The following is a 19625-nucleotide window of genomic DNA, read 5'->3' as shown; positions in this document are numbered from 1 at the left end:
TTAATTCGGTATATAATGATTCCCCGGGGGGACGATTTTTAAATTTAGTACTTTTATAATCTGCAAAGATACATCTAAAAACAAGATCTTAGGGTTAGCATTGCGTTCTATATGATAATGAGCTTTTTCCAGCTCGGTAATAATGGTTTCGGCTTGGGCAATATTCATTACGCCGGCCATTTTGCGGGCCGTATCCAGCTCTTGCGATGGTAAATGTACCATTCTTTCGGCACCTGCCGATATCAAACAACATTCGCGGATAAAATTGATGCCGTAGCGGATGAAATTCTTTTGGTTTTCGCGCCCCATTTTAGAGGCCTGGTCGGTAAACGCAAGCACCTCTAACCCTTTGTTGCCGAAGCATAAACGCAGCCACTGCACAAACATATCGTGGTAGCCTTTAGCATCCTGTTGCAGCATGTTTAGGGCTTCGGTCATATTGCCGTTGCTTAAGTAAGCAATTTCCGAAGCGGCGGTTTCAGTTTGATTATGCTGTGCGATGAGCTGGCTTTTTATATCATCATAATTTAAGCAGGGTATCTTGATGAGCTGCGTACGCGAGAGGATGGTGTTCAGTATCTGGTCCTGGTTTTGGGCCACCAGCAAAAATAGCGTGTTGGGCTGCGGTTCTTCAATCACTTTCAGCAGTGCGTTGCCTTGTTTATCCAGGTACTCGGGTAGCCACAGTATTAAAACTTTGTAAACCGACTCAAACGGTTTAAAGCTGAGTTTTTTGATAATTTGATGGCATTCGAGGATGTTGATGTTAGCTTGTTTGTTGCCAGAATCTAAATATCCCCGCCAGGTATCCAGGCTGAGGTACGGGTTTTCTGTAAAAGCCGTGCGCCACTGGTCTATAAAATCTATCGATGATTCTTTTGGCGTGCCGAAGGTTGGGTAGGAAAAATGCAGATCGGGGTGCATCAGTTTTTGATACTTGCGGCAGCTGGAACATACCCCGCAGGAATCTTCGGGCTGTTTATCCTCACAGCTTAGGTATTGGGCGTAAGCAACAGCAAGCGCCAGGCTGCCGCTACCTTCGGGGCCCAAAAACAGCTGAGCATGGCTTACCCTGTTCTCATTTACAGAAGTAATCAAACGTTGCTTTATAGCATCCTGCCCGGTAATTTGCTTAAACTGCATTGGTGCAAGGTAAAAAATAGATTTGAGATGTGGAATTAGATTTGAGATGTGAGATATGAGACCGAAGCTATGCCTGAGGTTTATTTTTAATGGATAATAAATAGATTGCCAGCCACAAAAAATCTCATATCTCATGTCTCACATCTCATATCTTTGTGCCATGAAAAAGTCTCATATCTCATATCTCATATCTCACATCTCATGAGAATCATGGCTTTCGATTACGGCACCAAGCGCATCGGCATTGCAGTTACCGACCCGATGCAGATCATAGCTACCGGACTGGATACCATCCACCCGCTAAAAATTATCGATTACCTCAAAAAATACCTGCAAACCGAACCCGTGGAGCGCTTTATTGTTGGCGAACCTAAGCAGATGGACAATACGCCCTCGCAATCGGCACCCCATGTAAAAGGGTTCGTTAACCTCCTGAAGAAAACTTTCCCCGAAATCCCCGTTGAAATGCTGGACGAGCGTTTCACCTCTAAAATGGCATCGGCAGTTATAGCCCAAAGCGGCATGGGCAAAAAAGCAAGGCAGAACAAGGAGTTGGTGGATACGATATCGGCGGTGATATTGCTGCAAGGGTGGATGGGGAAGAGTTTCTAATCCGTTGATCCTTCCCCCCACGTCATTGCGAGCCGCAGCGGGGAGGATGGGCGGTGGCGGCGTGGCAATCATCGGTCAGCAGAGCCGCTCTGCAAATCCGACCAGCCTGCCGATGATTGCCGCGCTATCGCTCGCAATGACGTGGTAGAGAGACATAAATTCCCTTCAAAAAATATTTCCCTAAATTTGCCCAATGGAAATTTTAGATCCGGCTCTGCAATCCTACCTCGATGCCCACCTCGACCCCGAGGCTCCCGAACTACAGGCGATCAACCGCGAAACATACCTTAAAGTGCTTAAACCGCACATGCTAAGCGGCCATTACCAGGGCCGATTGCTGAGCATGCTGAGCAAAATGGTGCAGCCGAAACTGATTTTAGAGATAGGCACTTTTACCGGCTACTCGGCTATTTGCTTAAGCGAAGGGCTTGTTGAAGGCGGTATTTTGCACACCATAGAAGTTAACCGCGAATACGAGGAAATGCTTGTTTCACATTTTAAATCAACAAATGTTGACAAAAAAATAAAGCTGCATTTTGGGGCCGCAGAGGCCGTTATTGCTGATTTAGAGGAAAATAACTTCGATTTAGTTTTTATTGATGCGGATAAAAGAAATAATTTTACTTATTTTGAACTCGTATTGCACAAGGTAAGGCCCGGTGGGTTAATAATAATTGATAATGTTTTGTGGAAAGGCAAGGTATATGGCAACGAAAAAGACGCCGATACCGTAGGCATCCGCAAGCTAAATGAACTGATAGCTTTAAATACGGATGTAGAGAAATTAATCCTCCCCGTTCGAGATGGACTACTGATCATCAGAAAAAAATAATTATGAAGAAACTCTTTACTGCTACACTACTGTTAGTATGCGCGTTAATTGCAACCACAGCAACCGTTTCGGCACAAACAGCTCCACAATCATACATCGATAAGTTCAAAGATAATGCCGTACGCATTATGCACGAAACAGGTGTGCCCGCCAGTATCATTTTAGGCGTGGCCATGCACGAATCTGCCAGCGGCAAGAGCAATATCGCCCAAAACCTGAATAACCAGTTTGGCGTAAAAGGAGGCGGCACTGTAGTTTATTACAAAAACAACAAAAAAGTACGCACACCATATAAACGGTACGATTCGGTTATGGATTCTTTCCAGGATTTTGCCCGCATCATGACAGAGCGCAAGCAATTTAGCCACCTGGCCGATAAGCTTACCCAGTATGATTACGCAGGTTGGGCGCGCGGCATACAACGCAGTGGCTACTGCAGCAGCCGCACCTGGGCATCGCAAGTGATGGCCATCATCAAAAAATACAAGCTGAACGACCTTGACGAAAAGCCAGTCGACGCAAATATGCCGGCACAACTAGCGGACAATAGCCAAAAATAATTTACTTTCGTTTTAGCCGTTCTATCGGCTAAGGTTATTGCTGCATGCGGAAATTTTACATCCTTTTCATCCTCGCTATTCTTTTCAATTCGTGCTCGGCGCATAAAAGCGCCATTAGCAATAGCAAAGCGCGAAAGAACAACCGGGCTATCCAAAAACGCAACCAGGCGGCCATCGCATCGCACCGCAATATGTCGTCCCTGGAGTATATCGACCGCTTTAAAGCCATCGCCATACAAGAGATGAACGCCTACGGCATACCCGCCAGCATAACGCTGGCGCAGGGTCTGTTCGAATCGGGCGCCGGCAACAGCGATTTAGCCGTAGCCGCCAATAACCACTTCGGCATCAAATGTGGTAGCACCTGGGCCGGGCCAAGCTACTATAAAGACGACGACCAAACCAACGATTGTTTCCGCGTGTACGACAACCCGGAAGACAGCTACCGCGACCACTCCGAGTTTTTGAAGAAGAAGAATTACGCAAGGCTTTTCGAACTGGATAAGGACGATTACACCGGCTGGGCGTATGGCCTAAAAAAAGCCGGCTATGCCACTAACCCCAGGTACCCCCAACTGCTGATAAACCTAATCGTAAAATATAACCTGGACCAGTATGATCGCCCTGAAGGTGGCGTTGCAAAAATAAAACGAGAGGACCGCGTGCTCACCGAAATAAACAACGACATTGGCAGCGCCCAGCCAGATACGATTGCCAAGACATCGCCCGACGATAAAATCTATACCGTAAAACAGGGCGATACACTATACAACATCTCCAAGCGTTTTGGTATCACCGTTGACGAATTGAAAGCGCTGAACAACCTGGCCGATAATAACCTAAAGATTGGCCAAAAACTAGTTGTGATAAAATAGCGTGTTAAAATTTGTTAATAAAACGTGCGGCTTCGCTGTAAACGCGTAGCTTTATGATTCCTACAATGAAACTATGGCTCTCCATCCTGTTTTGCATATTTTTTATGCCTGCTTTTGCCCAGCAAAAGCAGGTAACGGGTATCGTATTCGATAAAACAAGCAGCGTGCGTATTGCCCGGGTAAACGTGCGTAACAACAATACCGGCGAATCTATTTATAATACCATCAAGGGAGAGTTTACCATAAAAGCCAGCATTGGCGATGTGCTTATCTTTAGTAAATCCGACCATTTTGCCGATACCCTTACCGTAAAAAACTTTTTGCCATTGGCCGTTTATATGCGCCCGACGGCCATACAACTGCAAGAGGTAACCATACGCGACAACGTGCTTAACCCGCAACGGCGATATCTGGCCACAAAAAGCGATTACAGCAAGATATATGGTCCATCCAGCAACCCGGATCTGCTGTCGTTAGGACAAGGCGGCGTTGGCTTCAGCATAGATGCGCTTTACAACCTGTTCAGCAGCAGCGGCCGCAACGCCGAGCATCTGAAAGAAATTATCGACCGCGACTACCACCAATCGGTAATCGACTTCCGCTTCAATAAATCGTACGTGGGGGGTATTACCTTTTTAAAAGACCCCGAGTTAACCGATTTTATGCTGAAATACCGACCCAGCTACAATATGGTAACCACGGCAAGCGAGTACGACTTTGTTGCCTATGTACGCAGCAGCTACAAACGCTACCGCCGCAACCCCAGGGCATTCGAGTTGGCGCCCCTGCCAAAAATGTTTATCGATACCGCTAAATGAAGGGTTGGCTTATTGTTGCCTCCTGGCTAAATGTTAACGCCATGGCGCTGTACCCTTTTATTTTGCTCCGTAGCGATGCCATGCGCAACGACGAGGTGTTGCTTAACCACGAACAGATTCACTTACGCCAGCAGATAGAACTATTGGTACTGCCTTTTTATGTATTGTACCTGCTGAATTATCTGGTAAATCTTATTCGGTACCGCAATCATCAGAAGGCGTACATGAGCATTTCTTTCGAACAGGAGGCGTACAAAATGGAGGCGGATTTAGCCTATTTAAACTGCCGGAAATATTGTAACTGGCTGATTTTTTTTTAATAGCGAACACATTAGTTACAGTTTTTGCGTTGAAATAACAGATTTTTGCTTTTTCTTTGCGTTATGTTGAAAACCGGCTTTAGCTTCTTTTTCCTACTGTCCCTGTCAATTGCGTTGAGTGCCAACGCCCAAACAACCGATACCGCCAAGCGGGACACCGTAAAAATTGATACCAATTTATTGAACAGATACCGCATTGCGCCGCGGCCCAATTCAATACCGGTGCCAACCAGGCCCATACAGATACAGCAGGAGCTGATACCCGTAACCATGCTGGATTACAAAGTGAGCTATTGGCGCAGGTTTATTACCCTTGGTGTGAACTTTAATCAGGCCGCCTTCAGCAACAACTACAGCGCGGGTGGTGTTACCGCCATTGCTTTGGGTACTAATTTAATATACCGTACCGAGTATAGTAAAGCACCTTTTAGCTACGCTACCGAATTAAATCTGCTCTACGGAAAATCTAAAAACAAAGGTCAGGGTGCGCGCAAAACAAACGACCGTATTTTCCTGGATAACAAAGTGGCCACGCAGATGTCTAAACATTGGTTCTTCTTCGGGTCTTTAAGCTTCGAATCGCAGTTTGATAAAGGTTTTCAGTACGATGCTGCGGGCGTTAATCCGCCGGTGCTGATATCTAACTTTATGTCGCCGGGGTATTTAACCGAATCAGTGGGTTTTGAGTATAAGGCCGAAAAGTTCTTCGATCTTCGTTTGGGTACCGGCACGGCCCGCCAAACTTTCGTTATGGATACTACGATATACCACAATAACCCGGGCAATTATGGTGTTACGCCTGGCAAAACCATCCATACAGACATAGCCTTCCAGATGGTAGCCATATTTGATAAGGATATTGCCAAGAATATGCACTTTAATGCCCGTTACGATATGTTTGTACCTTACGGCAAACCGCTCGATTATGTTAGGCACAGATTGGATGCCGTGCTTGCAGCAAAGGTAAACCGCCTCATCAACGTATCTATAAACGGAACACTGCTTTTCGATAAGAATACTTCGAGCGATATACAAGGCACCGAAGGCCTGTCATTGGGGATATTGTACAGGTTTCCGTAACGGAAACCTTATTAGGCAAAGATATATTAAACAGAAAAATCGGCCATCAGCCGGTTTTTCTGTTTAATGACGTGCGTTTTATCCTTTTGTATGATGCTTCCTTAAACTCTGGAAATCTACGTAGTACAATATCTTGAGCGAGAAGTTGTTGTTCTGCGGCAGGTTGACGGTGTTATGTAAGTTATTGAGATAGCCTTCGTTTGCCGGGTTGGTGTCATTGTATGCCGAGTTTTTCCAGGCCAGGCTAAGCTCGCTGCCCGGGGTAAACTGCCATACGTACACCATATCCACGTTCCAGATGTTTACGTTTTGGTCACGGTTATGATTAAAATTTGTGGACGTTAGGGGTGCTACGTAACCATTTGCCCCGAGGTTAAAAAATTGTTTGACGTTCAGCTTGCTCCAGTAATGTCTCATACGCAGGTTTAAGCCCATGGTGCCGCTAAAGGCGTATTTGAGGCTAAAGATGTTTTCTACCGTGTGCACGTTCCTTAAAGCAAAAATGGGGTTGCCACTAATGGTATCTCTTGTTGAAAAACCAAGGTAGTTTATCCGCGGACTAAAGGTGATGTCTTCATTGATAGAAAACTTATTGCTTAGGCGCAGATTAACATACATTTCCAGGTCGTTACCGTGCGCATTGTGCCCGTTCCAAACCCAGGTATCCGAGTACCAGAAACCTCCCGAAACCATTTTAGAACGGTTGGTGCTCAAATTCCAGTTCAGCATGAAGTTCTGCGGGTTTTTATACATCAAGCCTGCAACACGCGGTTCGTAAAAATCCTGCCCCTCAAAACGAAAATGCCCATTAATATTTACCTGCCACAAATTTTTAAAGGCACCAAAGGCGCCAAAATTCTGATTAAAGTTTTGGTAAGCTGTAGGGTTTACGCGGCGCGAGTAGTATGTGTTGGTCCACACGCCATAATTGGTAAACAAATGCTTGGGTTTGTAATTACTGTATTGGAGGTTAAGATTGTGCTCTAAGTAGTTGTTGTTGTTGTAAAAGCCCAGGTCGTTAACTTCGTATTGGCTATCCACCATATCCTGCCCAACGTCCCAGGTGAAATTGCCGGATGATTTACCTCCGATAACCTCGTAGCTATAACCTGTTTTGGTTTTCATCCCGCCGCCGTACAAATTACTCATCATGGCAAAACCGCGTAATTTATAAGTGTTCTTTTTATTGTTGAGGTTATATACAAAGCCGCCAACGTCGGCAGAATAATCCTTGCCGAAACGTTTTACATTCGTGTTGATTAAAGTTATGGCCGAGTTGTTTTTTAAATTCTGGTCAAACACCAGGATGTTGTAATTGGTAACCGGGCTTGTCTGTACCTGCCTGCGGTTGCCTAAAGAGTCTTCAACGGTGGCATAGGCGGTATTGGTAACGGCGTTAAAAACGCCAATGGCAAGGCCATTTGATAACCGCCCGGAAAGTTTAACAGCATTTAGCAATTTTGTTTCGGTAGGATTGCTTACCACCACATCTTTTTTGTTTAACGGCATGTCGTCGTGGTGAAGCGGTTGCCCACCCACCCTGCGCGAATAAAACAAATTGCCTTTATTAAACAACTCGGTACCCTCGGTAAAAAAGGGCCGGTTTTCGTTATATTTTACTTCGAAGGGCGTAAGATTGAGCACCTTATTGTCAGACTGCACCTGCCCAAAATCGGGGATCAGCGTTAAATCCAGCGTGAAGGCATCATTGATACCATATTTTACATCCATACCTCCATTAACCGAAGCCTTGGTGTTAGGTACGCCGGCGGTGTTGTAAGGGTAATGGTTTACATAGGTGGAAAAATAAGGGTAGAAGGCCAATCGCACGGGCGGGTCTAATTTCTCTAAGCCGGTTAAAACGCCCTCCTGGTTAATAAAACCATTCATCTTAGGGTCTATTTCATTCCAGAATAATTGCTGCTGTATGCGCTGGCGTTTGCGTATGAGGTTCATGCCCCAGGTTTGCACATCTTTTTTTGCGAAGCGCAATGCCGAGTATGGGATACGCATCTCTACGCTCCAGCCGTGGTCGTCAACCACAACCTTGCTGGTCCAAACGGCGTTCCAGTTTGGGTCTTCGGTGTTGCCGTTTTGATCTGGCGGGGTATATTTAGCATCGAACTGGCTGTTGGCCGATGTTACGAAGAACCCCGTGCCGTTGATGCCGTCCTGGTAGGTATCGAATATCACGCCAAGGAAATCGGCGTTGCCCACGTTATCGCGCGTGGCAATCTCTTTGGCTACCTTGTCGCCGCTGGTTTCGTACATGCGGGCGCCAATGTAGATGGCGTTATTATCGTAAATTATTTTTACTTCGGTGCGTTCTTCGGGTTTTTCGTGCGTGCCGGCGTTGGGCTGCAGTTCCACAAAATCGGTTGCTATGGGCACGTTCAGCCAGGCTTTATCGTCAAGCAAACCATCCAGTTTTGGCGGCATGTCCGTTTTTGTGGCCACGAGGGTTTTCTTGGCCTTTTGCGAAAAAGCAGTTAGAGTTATTACCGATAAGGATATGGCGAGTACAAATGCCTTCATAATTGGGGAGCTAATAGTTCCTATAAGATGTGCGAAGTTTGCTAAACGTTACAATATCAACTGTTAAATATTGGTTAAGAGATGTTAAATAGTTGGCCATATGGTAAATAAGCCACAAAAAAACATGTTCCCCGTATGGATAAACGCAAAACAGGACCTTGTTTTGCACTTTTAGGGGGCGTTTGATGCCACAGATAATGCGTATTTTTACGCCTCCTCACCCATAAAAATGAGCTTTAACTGGTTTGATGTAATTGTGTCGTTTGGCATTCTGCAGGGTGTGGTTTCCTCGGTATTGCTGCTACGGGTTAAAAACAGCAACACAGCCACGAGGCTTTTAGCGGTAATGCTATTAGTATTTAGTCTGCTCAGTTTTAAAATCATACTCCACACCCTCGGGCTTTGGGACGAGCCCCTGCTACGCTATTTTCCATTAGCTATCGATCTGCTTATCCAGCCGCTGCTGTACCTGTATGTGATAGCGCTTATACGGCCCAAATTCAAGCTCCGGGGCAGGCAACTGTTGCATCTCGTGCCGCCGATGTTGCTTATGCTGCACGCCATAGCGGTTTATATAGCGGCGCTGCCGGTAAGCGGGCTAAGTGCTAAAGACGCCATGGCCGGGCGATTGTATTTTAACCAGGTTAAATCGGTGGAGGATGTGCTTTCGGTTATCAGCGGGGTTGTTTATGGGGTGCTGAGCTTTAGGCTGGTGCAGCGTTACCGGGGCTGGCTGTATAAAAACATATCTGGCACCGCTTACCCAACATTTACCTGGCTGAAGAATGTGTTGCTGCTTACCGGTGTACTAGGCGCCGGGCTGATGGTCAACGTCCTGCTCGATCAGGTTTTCCACTTCAATACGCGCCATTTTTTGCATTGGGAGGTTTTTTACATTTACCTTTCGGGGCTCATCTATTACATCGCCATTAAATCGTACCAGCAAAAAGATGGGTTACTGGCAGCCATGCCAGGCGAAGAAAAGGCCGGTTTAGCGGAAGCGCCGAAATCTAAACACACTGATGCCGAACTTGCCGCAGCAAAGGAAATGATAAGGGCGGCACTCGAAAAGGAAAAGATATTTTTAAATAATGAGCTCACATTAGATGTGCTTGCCTCTTATATAAAAAGCTCCCCGTCTTTAGTTTCCGAAGCCATCAATAAAGGGTTTGGTATGCCTTTCCGGTCGTTAATAAACCAATACCGCGTGGAAGAGGTAAAGCAAAAGCTGGCCGATAAAAAACTCAGTCACCTCTCTATCCTTGGCATTGCGCTAGAAAGCGGTTTTAATTCCGAAGCCAGCTTTTACCGCATATTTAAAGCCGCCACGGGCGAATCGCCCAAAAGCTATCTCGCCAAAACAAAGGCATTTGCCACACCGATAGTTCCCCGACTTTCTTAAGCGGCTATTTTTATTTGCTCTCATTACCTGTTTTGAGAGGATGTAGAATTCGGTTTGCCATTGCTTTGCCTTAAAACAAAGAACATGAAAAAGGCAATCAAGATTATTTTAGTATCGCTGGCTATATTATGTACCGGCTATGTATTCGCCGCAACCGCGCTTATCCCGGTTACAGATACGGTTCCCCAAGCCGATAGCGTATTCATAAAAACCCACTGGCAGCAAATGGGCGGCTTTGAAAGTTGTACGCCGGATAAAATGCGGCTGGGTTGCTGGAGCACCGCCCTGGCACAGATTATGTATTTTCACCGCCTGAAGCCATTCGGTCATGTGGCCTACATCTCCAGCAAGGGTTACCGTATAAACGAAGATATCGATAGCGCGGCCATCAGCATAGATAAACTGGCAAGCCGGATAGATAACAGTACTGGCGAAGAGCAGGTGGCAGAGCTGGCGAGGTATAACTACTACGCCGCGCTGGCCATCCAAAAAGATTTCGGTACCGATAGTTATATGCATAAGCTCGCGCCGGCCGGCCTTTTAGAGCAACATTATAAAGTAAAGGTGAGCCGCTATATCTCCTGGCGGCATTTGCTCCCCTATACTGCCGGCAAGCAAGAGCGCATCATTATGAGCGAAATCAGCAACAAGCGCCCAGTGTTCCTGCATTTTGCCAATCTTAAAAATTTCGGGCATTCGGTTGTGATAGATGGTTACCGGGATATCGACGGTGCGTTTATGGTTCACGTGAACCAGGGGCAGGGCGGCCCGCAGGATGGCTGGTATAATTATGATAAGGATATACTGAAAGAAGGCGACTGCAAGCTGCGTGTTATTTACACATTTGAGCCTTTGAAATAATAAAGACAAGGAAGTGGGCGATTTGTAATGAATTAAGTACTTTAACAGCACCCATTTCATCGCAATGAATTTTAAACTACCGGCCTTTATTACCTGCTTGCTTTTAGCGATCACCGCTTCGACCAGCTTTGCGCAAGATACAGGCCTAATCATACCCAATAATGTTAATTTGCCGCAAGACACCCTTACCAAACAATTGATAAGCGCGTTAAACGGCTTCCTCGCCAAAAAAGAAAAACCGAATAAGGACAACCCCTTCGTGCTAAAAGAAGAGCTTTTGGCAACATCGGCCCTGCTGGATGAAATGAAAGGGATAGAGCAAAATGTAACGCTCAAAGCGGCGGGTTTCTATAGGCCATACCTCACCAATGTTGTGAAACAGGGTGAAGGCCGCTATGCTGTCCAGTTTTCCTATATCGGTGTGGCCGGCGATACGCCGCTAATGAGGGCAAGCTTTAAGCTACTGGCTAAACAAGTAAACGGACGGTTTTACTTTTATTCGCCGCTCAGGCGAAACACAAGTTCCTGGAAAGTTAAAAGCCGTGGCGTAGTATCTTTTCACTATAGGGACACCCTGTCATCCGCCGACGCGAAGGAGTTTGTAAGGATGGTGGCGCTTTACAATAAAAAGCTCAACACCAAAAAACCGATCGTGCTTTATTATTGTGCGGATTTTTTAGAAGTACAACAGCTGCTGGGTATAGAATACATGGCAGATAACGCCGGCCTCGTAAGCAACCAGTTAGGCGCAGATGAAAACAACACCGACCTTATCATCAATGGCTGGAGCACGGTAAAAAACCGGTTCGACCCTCACGACCTGTTTCACGACAGGCTGCGCACCGTGATGAGCAGCGATATCATCAACCGGCCCGTAGATGAGGGTTGCGCGTACCTGTATGGCGGTAGCTGGGGCAAAAGCTGGCCCGAGGTTTCGGCAATGTTTAATACCTATGTAAAAGATAACCCCAACGCCGATTGGCTACAATTATACCAGGACGGGAAAAACTACTATAATGATGGCGGCAAGATTTTCAAGATATCCTACATGATCAACGCGCTTATCGTACAAAAACTTGAAAAGGAGAAGGGTTTTGAAGCAGTGATGGAATTGTTGGGCTGCGGTAAAAGGGAAGCCGGCGACGCAAATTATTTTAAAGCACTGGAAAAACTTACCGGCATAAACAAAGCCAATTTTAATAGCGAGGTTTCGAAATTGATAAAGGGGAGCTGATTTTCATTTTAGTAGAACGGGTTTCTGCTTCAAAATCATACCTTTGTATCCTCAAAAATTAGGATTATATAATGTTTGAAAACTTATCAGATAAACTCGACAGGGCGTTTAAAGTACTAAAAGGACAAGGCTCGATTACGGAGATAAACGTAGCCGAAACCATGAAAGAGATACGTAAGGCCCTTTTGGATGCCGACGTTAACTATAAAACCGCCAAGTCGTTCACAGACGACGTAAGGCAAAAAGCAATAGGCGCAAACGTGCTTACCTCTATTTCGCCTGGGCAATTGCTTACCAAGCTCATGAACGATGAGCTTACCGAGCTGATGGGCGGCACCACTGCCGAACTGGAACTTAAAGCATCACCTACCATCATATTGATAGCGGGTTTGAACGGTGCGGGTAAAACAACCTTTACCGGCAAGTTGGCCAACTATCTTAAAACACAAAAAGGAAAAAAACCATTACTGGTTGCCGATGATATTTACCGCCCTGCAGCTATAGACCAATTACAGGTTTTGGGCCAGCAGATAGGCGTACCTGTTTATGCTAACCGCGAATCGAAAGACCCGGTTGCTATTGCTTTGGAGGGTATAGCCCAGGCTAAACGCGATGGCAACAACGTAGTTATTATTGATACCGCCGGCCGTTTAGCTATAGACGAGGCCATGATGGTGGAGATAGAAAAGGTAAAAGCAGCCACTAAGCCACAGGAGATATTATTCGTAGTAGATAGCATGACCGGGCAGGATGCCGTGAACACCGCAAAGGTGTTCAACGACCGCCTGGACTTTACCGGTGTGGTATTGACCAAGCTTGATGGCGATACCCGCGGTGGTGCGGCGTTGTCTATCAAATCGGTTGTAAACAAGCCGATAAAATTCATAGGTACGGGCGAAAAGATGGAAGCACTGGATGTTTTCCACCCGGATCGTATGGCATCGCGTATCCTGGGCATGGGCGACGTGGTATCCTTAGTAGAGCGTGCGCAGCAGCAGTTCGACGAGAAGGAAGCTGCCGAGCTGCAAAAGAAGATACGCAAGAACAAGTTCGACTTTAACGACTTTTACAGCCAGATTCAGCAGATCAAAAAAATGGGTAACATGAAAGATCTGATGGGCATGATACCCGGCGTTGGCAAAATGATGAAAGATGTGGAAGTGAGTGATGATGCTTTTAAAAGCATAGAAGCCATTATTCAGAGTATGACACCCAAAGAGAAGGAGAACCCCGATATCATCAGCCCAAGCCGCCGTATGCGTATAGCAAAAGGCTCTGGCAGCGATTTGGCCGAGGTTAACCGCCTGATGAAGCAATTTGATGATATGAAAAAGGTGATGAAACAGATGAGCAACCCCGCAGCCATGGCCAACATGATGCGCAGGATGCCAAAACAATAAACAACATTTAAGCCTGTATTAAGCCTCAGCAGAAATGTTGGGGCTTTTTTATGGGGCGGGGGCCGCAAATAGGCTTATCAGTTTATAGCGGCGATAGGGATAGTTAAGTTAAGAACCCCCATGGGGGGTTAACGACTGTAGCACATCAATGAGCAAACTAAATCGTGCCGTTGGGTTAATGTTATTAAGGTAAGATTTTTTATCTCGCAAAGCCGCTAAGGTCGCAAAGTAAAAAGCTTCAAAATCTTTGCGCCTTCGCGCCTTTGCGTGAAATTAACTCGATGTTGCGTTTTAATCCTCCAAAAGCAACAAAAAACAAAAGCCCCGCTCAGTATAACCTGAACGGGGCTTTGGCCATTTATTTTGATTGTTTATTTAATGGTTGTGCTTACCTTGTTATCAAGCGTAAGATAATCTGTCAGTATCTGGCCGGCTTCGCGTTTCAAAAAGTCCAGGTCCTCGTTTTTAGGCTTGGTGTCGCCTTTTTTCAATGGCGGCAGGCCCATGGCTACGCGGCGCAGGTTGTTTTGCTCAAGGGCTTTCTTTTCGTCGGCATCGCGTTTAAGCCTTAATTGCGCTTCGTTAAGGGTAACGCTTACTTCCTGGTCGTGGGCTTTCATATCGGCAATATCCTGCAACAGGTATTTAAAGCTGTCGCTGCTGCTCATGCGTTGGTCGTGCAGTTTTTTAAGCTGCGGTATTATCGCGGTAAAATCGCCAACCCTGGTGTAATCCGTTTTATCGATAACATCGTAAGGCATAGCCGACGGCTCGGTGTCTTCGCCGTATTTATCAATCGGGATAACCGACGGGAACTCGATATCGGGCAGTACGCCTTTATGCTGGGTAGAACCGCCGCTGATGCGGTAGAACTTACCGATGGTTAAATTCAGTTGCCCGAATTTGTTTTGGCTACCCGTAGCAACGGTTGATTGCTTGCCCATGAGTTTCGCAAGGCGATCTTTGATGGATGGGCTTATCACCTGGTCGAGGTCTATAATGCGTTGTACCGAACCTTTGCCATAAGTTTGGGTACCTATGATAAGGCCGCGGCCATAATCTTGTATAGCGCCCGAGAATATCTCAGAAGCCGATGCGCTGAACCTATCTACCAGTACTGCCAGCGGGCCGCCATAAGCAACGGCGGGGTCGTCGTCTTTTTCCAGTTCTACCTGGTTGCGCGGATCCCTAACCTGCACTACGGGCCCTGTTTTGATGAAGAGGCCGGTAAGCTCGGTAGCTTCCATTAGCGAGCCGCCACCATTTTGGCGAAGGTCTAACACCACGCCGTCTACGCCTTCGCGTTTAAGGGTGTCCAGTATCAGCCTTACATCGCGGGTTGTGCTTTTGTAATTTGGGTTGCCCGATTTGTAATCGTTAAAATCTATGTAGAAAGCCGGCACATTGATAATGCCAATCTTAACTATTTTACCATTGGAGTTGTAGGTGCGTATTTCTTTTTTAGCCGAGATATCCTTCAGGATGATTTTTTCGCGAACCAGCTCAAGCACACGTGGTTTTACGGTTGCGCCGGTGCCTTTTGGCAATATCTGCAAACGCACTATCGTACCCTTGGTGCCGCGTATTAACGCGATAGCATTCTCTATCCTCCAACCCACTACATCCTGGAACTCGCCGGTTTTGCCTTGCGCAACGCCTATGATGCGTTCATCTACTGCCAATTGCTTGCTTTTATCTGCAGGGCCGCCGGGAACGATAGAAGTAACCGTAACATATTCGTTTTGCGATTGCAGCGTTGCACCGATACCCTCAAGCGAGCGGGAGATATCGATATTGAAGGCCGCCGCAGCCGATGGGATAAAGTAATTGGTATGCGGGTCTATAGCGCCGGTAAAGGCATCCATAAACACCTGGAATACATCGTTGCTGTTCAATTTGTTGGATTGCGAAAGCACGCCGCTGTAACGTTTTTTAAGCGTTTCTTTGTTAGCCTCGAGCTCTTTGCCGGCCAGTTTAAGGTTAAGCAGGTCGTATTTTACGCGCTGGGCCCACTGCTCGTGCAGCTCGTTCTCGTTTGCTGCGAAAGGCAGTTTCTCGCGGTCGTAAGTAAAAGTGTCGTTCTTGGTGAAGTCCATCGGCTTGCTTAGCTGCGCGATAGAGAAGTTCACATACTCGGTGTACCTTTTCTGGAAAACATTGAAGATGTAGAACACGTGGCTCAGGTCGCCGTTCTTGATGTCGTCGTCTAAAACGGTTTTGAATTGCTCAAACTCCTTTACGTCGCCGGCGGTGAGGTAATTATGGTTCTCGTCTATCTTTTTGAGGTATTCGGTGTAGATGATGGTAGAGATAGAATCGTTAAGCGGCACCTTTTTGTAATTATAGGTGCTTACCATGCCGGCTACGGTTTTCAATACCACGCTCTGCTGCTCATCGGGCTGCAAATCGTTCGGCCCGGCTTTTTTCATCATTGCCGGCTTGGTTGGCGAGGCGTTGCAGGCCAGCGCAGCCGCTAATGCCAGCATTAAATAACATTTTTTAAACATATCCTTTACAGTAGTTAAGTCGGGACTTTGGTGAAACATCAATACTAGTGCCTGGTTTAAATTCGCTTTATAAAAAAAGAGACAGCCACAAAGCCGTCCCGCTAATATATTGAATAACAATATTACAATAATGTTTGGGTTGTTTTATTATACGACCCGCATTTTACGTAAATGTTACATAAACGCGATATTAAGCCGTTTATTTTGATTTGGCGGGTAATTGAGCCGTTTCTGCATAACGCAGGTCGGCTTTTGACAGCCACACCTTATTGCTTTTTACGTAGGCTATTTTTTTATCTATGAACTGCACTTCGGCGTTGCGGCCTGTAGCAAAGGCAATGCGGCGCGCCTCTGCAAGATCTTGCTGCGCCTGGGGCAAGTCGCCTAAATCGGCTTTTACCATAGCCAGCGCAATTAGGCTTACGATAGTATGCGCATCATCGGCCTGTATTTTTGATAGGCGGATGCTTTGCAGGTAATACCATTTGGCTTCGGAAAGACGGTTCTCCAGCACGTACAGCTGCGCCAGTTCGCTAAAACTGTAACTGGCCATGGCGTATTCGCGGTAACGCATATGGTGCTGGGCGGCTTTTATCACTTCTTTTTCGCAAAGTTCGAGATTATATGCACTGCGCTGTACCTGCTTAACCTGTACCGTGGCTTTGGCCATGGTGAATTTGGGTAGGCGTTGCACGGAGTGAATTTTAGACTGCACGATGAGCGGATACCGTTTGTGCTTTTTGAAATCGCCCCGCCACCACTGGGCCGAAGCCGTAAGGTTGCAAGCGCAAAGAAGTACAATAATCAGGTATTTCATTTAGGGGTTTTTCGCCAAGGCGCAATTAAATTAACTAGTATGTAAAGATAATACAAATTTCAGAAATTCCAAATGGGGCTGGTTGCCCCTTTATTTGAAATAATCCACAATGCAATCAACGCATTTCTCGGGTGTTTGGTATATCAGGCAGGGCGCGCTAATTCACTATTTGGTCGAAAAAAATCAATTGTCAGTCTGAGCTTGTCGAAGACTTAACCGCCATGTAGAGCAGGCGAATGGTTCGATAAGCTCGGCATGACAGATCAAATTATTTTGTTTCTTTCACCAACCTCCTTATACTTACCGCGTGTGAAAATATTACCACCGGCACTAAAAAGCCGGGCAGCCATACAAAGGGGAAGTAGAACAATGCGATGTTAGGTTGTTCGAACCCGAACTGCTGAAAAGGGAAAGGCGCAGATAAAACGGCCAATACCACCACGTTGCCGAGTATCAGCAGACAGATAATATTCCAGCCTATGAGCACGGCTTTGCTCAGTACATTTTTTACATACCCGAAATACCAGGTTATTGGCGCGGTGATGCCGCACAGAATGTCGAAGTTGCGGCCTTCGAAGGTAACCAGTTGCGGCACAGCTTTGTGCAGGAATAGCCAGTACAAACAGAGCTCTACCGGTATGCGGATGATGTGCAGCAAGGTGAGGGTTTTTACGTCGAGGGTATCGATAAAGCTCCTGCCGTTTTTGCTGAGGAAGCGGGTAACAATAAAAATTACCGGGGGTATCAGCAATAGTCCAAATCTTGGTGGCATGGCATCCACCACTTTGTAAAAGCCGGTAAGGCCCAGCGCGGCATGCAGCGCCAGCCAGAGCAGGGATACGATGATAACCGTTTTGGAAAACCCGGTGGCTTTATAAAGCAGCGCTAGGGTAAGTATGGTAGTGAGGATGAATGTTATGGGTACATAAAGTGGTAGCGTTTCCATTTGTTTAATTTTTATAAAACAAAGGTGGCGCATTCTATGCGGCGGCATCTTGCCAATTGGCAAGAAATATACCAAGCGTTATTTTTTTGCGAATTCCTTGCGGATTCGGCTCAACGAGGTGTCGGTAATGCCCAGGTACGATGCGATATGCTTCAGTGGCGCATGCCGGAAAACTTCCGGATTGATTTTGAGGAGCGTTGTGTAGCGCTCTTCGGCGGTTTCGGTTATCATGGCCAGCATACGGGTTTTCAAGCCCGCGAACCCTTTCACCAATACGGAGCGACCGAACGCCCTGAAAGCTGGCAGTGAATGGAACAATCCGTTCAATTCCGCAAAGCTGATGTACCATCCTTCGCAATCGGTAAGGGCCTGTATGTTTTCTTTGGAGCGGATTCGCGTAAAAAAAGATGACACCTCAAATACCATTTGCCCCGGCGCATAGAAACTGGTGGTAACTTCATTCCCTTCGGTATCATGCGCGAAGCCGCGCATAAACCCACTCTCCAAAAACAAATACTCATCGCATATCTTGCCCTCGGCAAGCTGCAGCTGGTTTTTGGCGACGGTTTTATGTTGGAATTTATCCGCAATATCCGCTGCTATTGCATGAGATATTATTCCCGTGTTTTCTAGGTATTGTATGAGGGGTCCTTTACTCATGTTGAACAAGGTAAGGATTGTTTAATTATCCCCACAAAAACGTTACAATTTGTAGGGCGCTGATTTACTGTAAATTACACAAACCTCGAAAAAATTTAACATTTGGTTAATCTTTGCTGTGCAAAACCAGTCTAAATTTAGCTTAAACATTAGGTCTCCTATGAAACGAATTTTATTCTCCCTGGCCATTGTGGCTATATTTACTTCCTGCAAAAAAGAAAATAACCCACCAAAACCCACCGCCGGGTTCAGCTTTGCCCGCAATACATCGGCAGAAGCCATAACCATTGGTGCCAGCGATACGGCATCGGTAATCAGCAATGCTACCAACGCCGCTTCCATTAGCTGGGATCTTGGCGATGGGCGGACTGTGGCCGAGTACACAGTTGTGCTATCATACCCTAAAGCGGGCACCTACACCGTTACGCTTAACGCCAAAGCCGCCGACGGCACCATTGCTACCAGCACCAAAAAGGTTACTGTGCTGGATAGGGTGCTGAAAAACATTGTGATAAATGAAGTTTACTGGAACAACACGGATGCCATGTACAAAGATGCCGGCTGGCCCCTTACCGAAACTGCCGACATCTACGTGAAGATACAGCAGCTACAGGGCAACGAAGTGTATTTGCCCAACGGCGTAGTGCAGAATGCGCCGGTTATTTATACCAGCCCTGTAATAGCCAACGTAGCAAAAAACACCACTACCCCCCTACAGATAAACGTGAGCGGCAAGGTGGTACTGGATAAAACCGTGCTGGATAACTATAAGTACGTCATCAGCCTGGTTGCCAAAAACGCAAGTGGTGAATATGTGCTGTTCAATAACCATTACAGCGGTTCCGAACAAATGACAAAAGCAGACGATATTACAAGAAACCAGTTCGTGGTAAAAACAGATTTCTTCAGCTCGATGACGCTGAACGCGGAATTTGAATAAGCTTTCAGCTGACGCAAGCTGGAAGCTTGCTTAATGCAAGCCACGAGTTACGCTGCGCTAAACCCGCGGTAGCGATTACTTTG

18 protein-coding genes are annotated in these 19625 nt (G+C 46.4%); 12 read left to right on the top strand and 6 right to left on the bottom strand.

Features of this window, described 5'->3' with window-relative positions:
* Window positions 1-1143, bottom strand: a complete 1143-nt coding sequence (locus AC1DYT_RS12945; RefSeq protein WP_477470020.1) for a DNA polymerase III subunit — start codon at window positions 1141-1143, stop codon at window positions 1-3.
* Between the two features lie 201 nt (window positions 1144-1344).
* On the opposite strand from AC1DYT_RS12945, the gene ruvX reads away from it, so the two are divergent.
* The 7 genes from ruvX (at window position 1345) to AC1DYT_RS12910 (ending at window position 6240) form a co-directional block, all read left to right on the top strand.
* Window positions 1345-1755 (top strand): Holliday junction resolvase RuvX, encoded by a 411-nt coding sequence (gene ruvX, locus AC1DYT_RS12940; protein WP_477470019.1) that lies wholly within the window; start codon window positions 1345-1347, stop codon window positions 1753-1755.
* Window positions 1756-1948: 193 nt separating this feature from the next.
* Window positions 1949-2587, top strand: coding sequence for an O-methyltransferase (locus AC1DYT_RS12935; protein ID WP_477470018.1), 639 nt, complete (start codon window positions 1949-1951; stop codon window positions 2585-2587).
* Between the two features lie 2 nt (window positions 2588-2589).
* The gene (locus AC1DYT_RS12930; RefSeq protein WP_477470017.1) at window positions 2590-3147 is read left to right on the top strand and encodes a glucosaminidase domain-containing protein; all 558 of its coding nucleotides are present in this window, start codon (window positions 2590-2592) and stop codon (window positions 3145-3147) included.
* A 44-nt stretch (window positions 3148-3191) separates the two neighbouring features.
* A complete protein-coding gene (locus tag AC1DYT_RS12925) occupies window positions 3192-4022 on the top strand; it encodes a glucosaminidase domain-containing protein (RefSeq protein WP_477470016.1) in 831 nt (276 codons plus the stop codon).
* A 65-nt stretch (window positions 4023-4087) separates the two neighbouring features.
* Window positions 4088-4840, top strand: a complete 753-nt coding sequence (locus AC1DYT_RS12920; protein ID WP_477470015.1) for a hypothetical protein — start codon at window positions 4088-4090, stop codon at window positions 4838-4840.
* Complete coding sequence (locus AC1DYT_RS12915) at window positions 4837-5160, top strand: hypothetical protein (RefSeq protein ID WP_477470014.1); 324 nt, start codon at window positions 4837-4839, stop codon at window positions 5158-5160. The genes AC1DYT_RS12920 and AC1DYT_RS12915 overlap by 4 nt, the downstream gene beginning before the upstream one ends.
* A 63-nt stretch (window positions 5161-5223) precedes the next feature.
* Complete coding sequence (locus tag AC1DYT_RS12910; protein ID WP_477470013.1) at window positions 5224-6240, top strand: DUF3078 domain-containing protein; 1017 nt, start codon at window positions 5224-5226, stop codon at window positions 6238-6240.
* Window positions 6241-6318: 78 nt separating this feature from the next.
* Here the strand turns inward: AC1DYT_RS12910 and AC1DYT_RS12905 are convergent, their stop codons facing one another.
* Complete coding sequence (locus AC1DYT_RS12905) at window positions 6319-8775, bottom strand: DUF5916 domain-containing protein (RefSeq protein ID WP_477470012.1); 2457 nt, start codon at window positions 8773-8775, stop codon at window positions 6319-6321.
* Between the two features lie 229 nt (window positions 8776-9004).
* On the opposite strand from AC1DYT_RS12905, the gene AC1DYT_RS12900 reads away from it, so the two are divergent.
* From AC1DYT_RS12900 to ffh, 4 genes are all read left to right on the top strand, one after another.
* Entirely contained in the window at window positions 9005-10177 is a 1173-nt protein-coding gene (locus AC1DYT_RS12900; protein WP_477470011.1) for a helix-turn-helix domain-containing protein, read from the top strand.
* Between the two features lie 84 nt (window positions 10178-10261).
* Window positions 10262-11038 carry a C10 family peptidase gene (locus tag AC1DYT_RS12895; RefSeq protein WP_477470010.1) on the top strand — a complete coding sequence of 259 codons (777 nt, stop codon included), beginning with the start codon at window positions 10262-10264 and terminating at the stop codon, window positions 11036-11038.
* A 64-nt stretch (window positions 11039-11102) separates the two neighbouring features.
* Window positions 11103-12272: a hypothetical protein gene (locus AC1DYT_RS12890; RefSeq protein ID WP_477470009.1), complete on the top strand. Its 1170-nt coding sequence runs from the start codon at window positions 11103-11105 to the stop codon at window positions 12270-12272.
* Between the two features lie 71 nt (window positions 12273-12343).
* Entirely contained in the window at window positions 12344-13672 is a 1329-nt protein-coding gene (gene ffh / locus AC1DYT_RS12885) for a signal recognition particle protein (protein WP_477470008.1), read from the top strand.
* A gap of 371 nt (window positions 13673-14043) precedes the next feature.
* Here the strand turns inward: ffh and AC1DYT_RS12880 are convergent, their stop codons facing one another.
* The 4 genes from AC1DYT_RS12880 to AC1DYT_RS12865 form a co-directional block, all read right to left on the bottom strand.
* The gene (locus tag AC1DYT_RS12880; protein WP_477470007.1) at window positions 14044-16179 is read right to left on the bottom strand and encodes a carboxy terminal-processing peptidase; all 2136 of its coding nucleotides are present in this window, start codon (window positions 16177-16179) and stop codon (window positions 14044-14046) included.
* Window positions 16180-16378: 199 nt separating this feature from the next.
* Window positions 16379-16996: a hypothetical protein gene (locus AC1DYT_RS12875; RefSeq protein WP_477470006.1), complete on the bottom strand. Its 618-nt coding sequence runs from the start codon at window positions 16994-16996 to the stop codon at window positions 16379-16381.
* A gap of 268 nt (window positions 16997-17264) precedes the next feature.
* Complete coding sequence (locus AC1DYT_RS12870) at window positions 17265-17942, bottom strand: hypothetical protein (RefSeq protein WP_477470005.1); 678 nt, start codon at window positions 17940-17942, stop codon at window positions 17265-17267.
* 78 nt (window positions 17943-18020) lie between these two features.
* On the bottom strand, window positions 18021-18602 hold the full coding sequence (locus AC1DYT_RS12865) for a Crp/Fnr family transcriptional regulator (RefSeq protein ID WP_477470004.1): 582 nt from the start codon (window positions 18600-18602) through the stop codon (window positions 18021-18023).
* A 160-nt stretch (window positions 18603-18762) separates the two neighbouring features.
* On the opposite strand from AC1DYT_RS12865, the gene AC1DYT_RS12860 reads away from it, so the two are divergent.
* The gene (locus tag AC1DYT_RS12860) at window positions 18763-19542 is read left to right on the top strand and encodes a PKD domain-containing protein (protein ID WP_477470003.1); all 780 of its coding nucleotides are present in this window, start codon (window positions 18763-18765) and stop codon (window positions 19540-19542) included.
* Window positions 19543-19625: the final 83 nt, after the last annotated feature.

This window comes from Mucilaginibacter sp. P1_D10, assembly GCF_056406215.1.
Note: the sequence above shows the minus strand (reverse complement) of the source record. Positions and strands in the feature narration are given on the sequence as shown.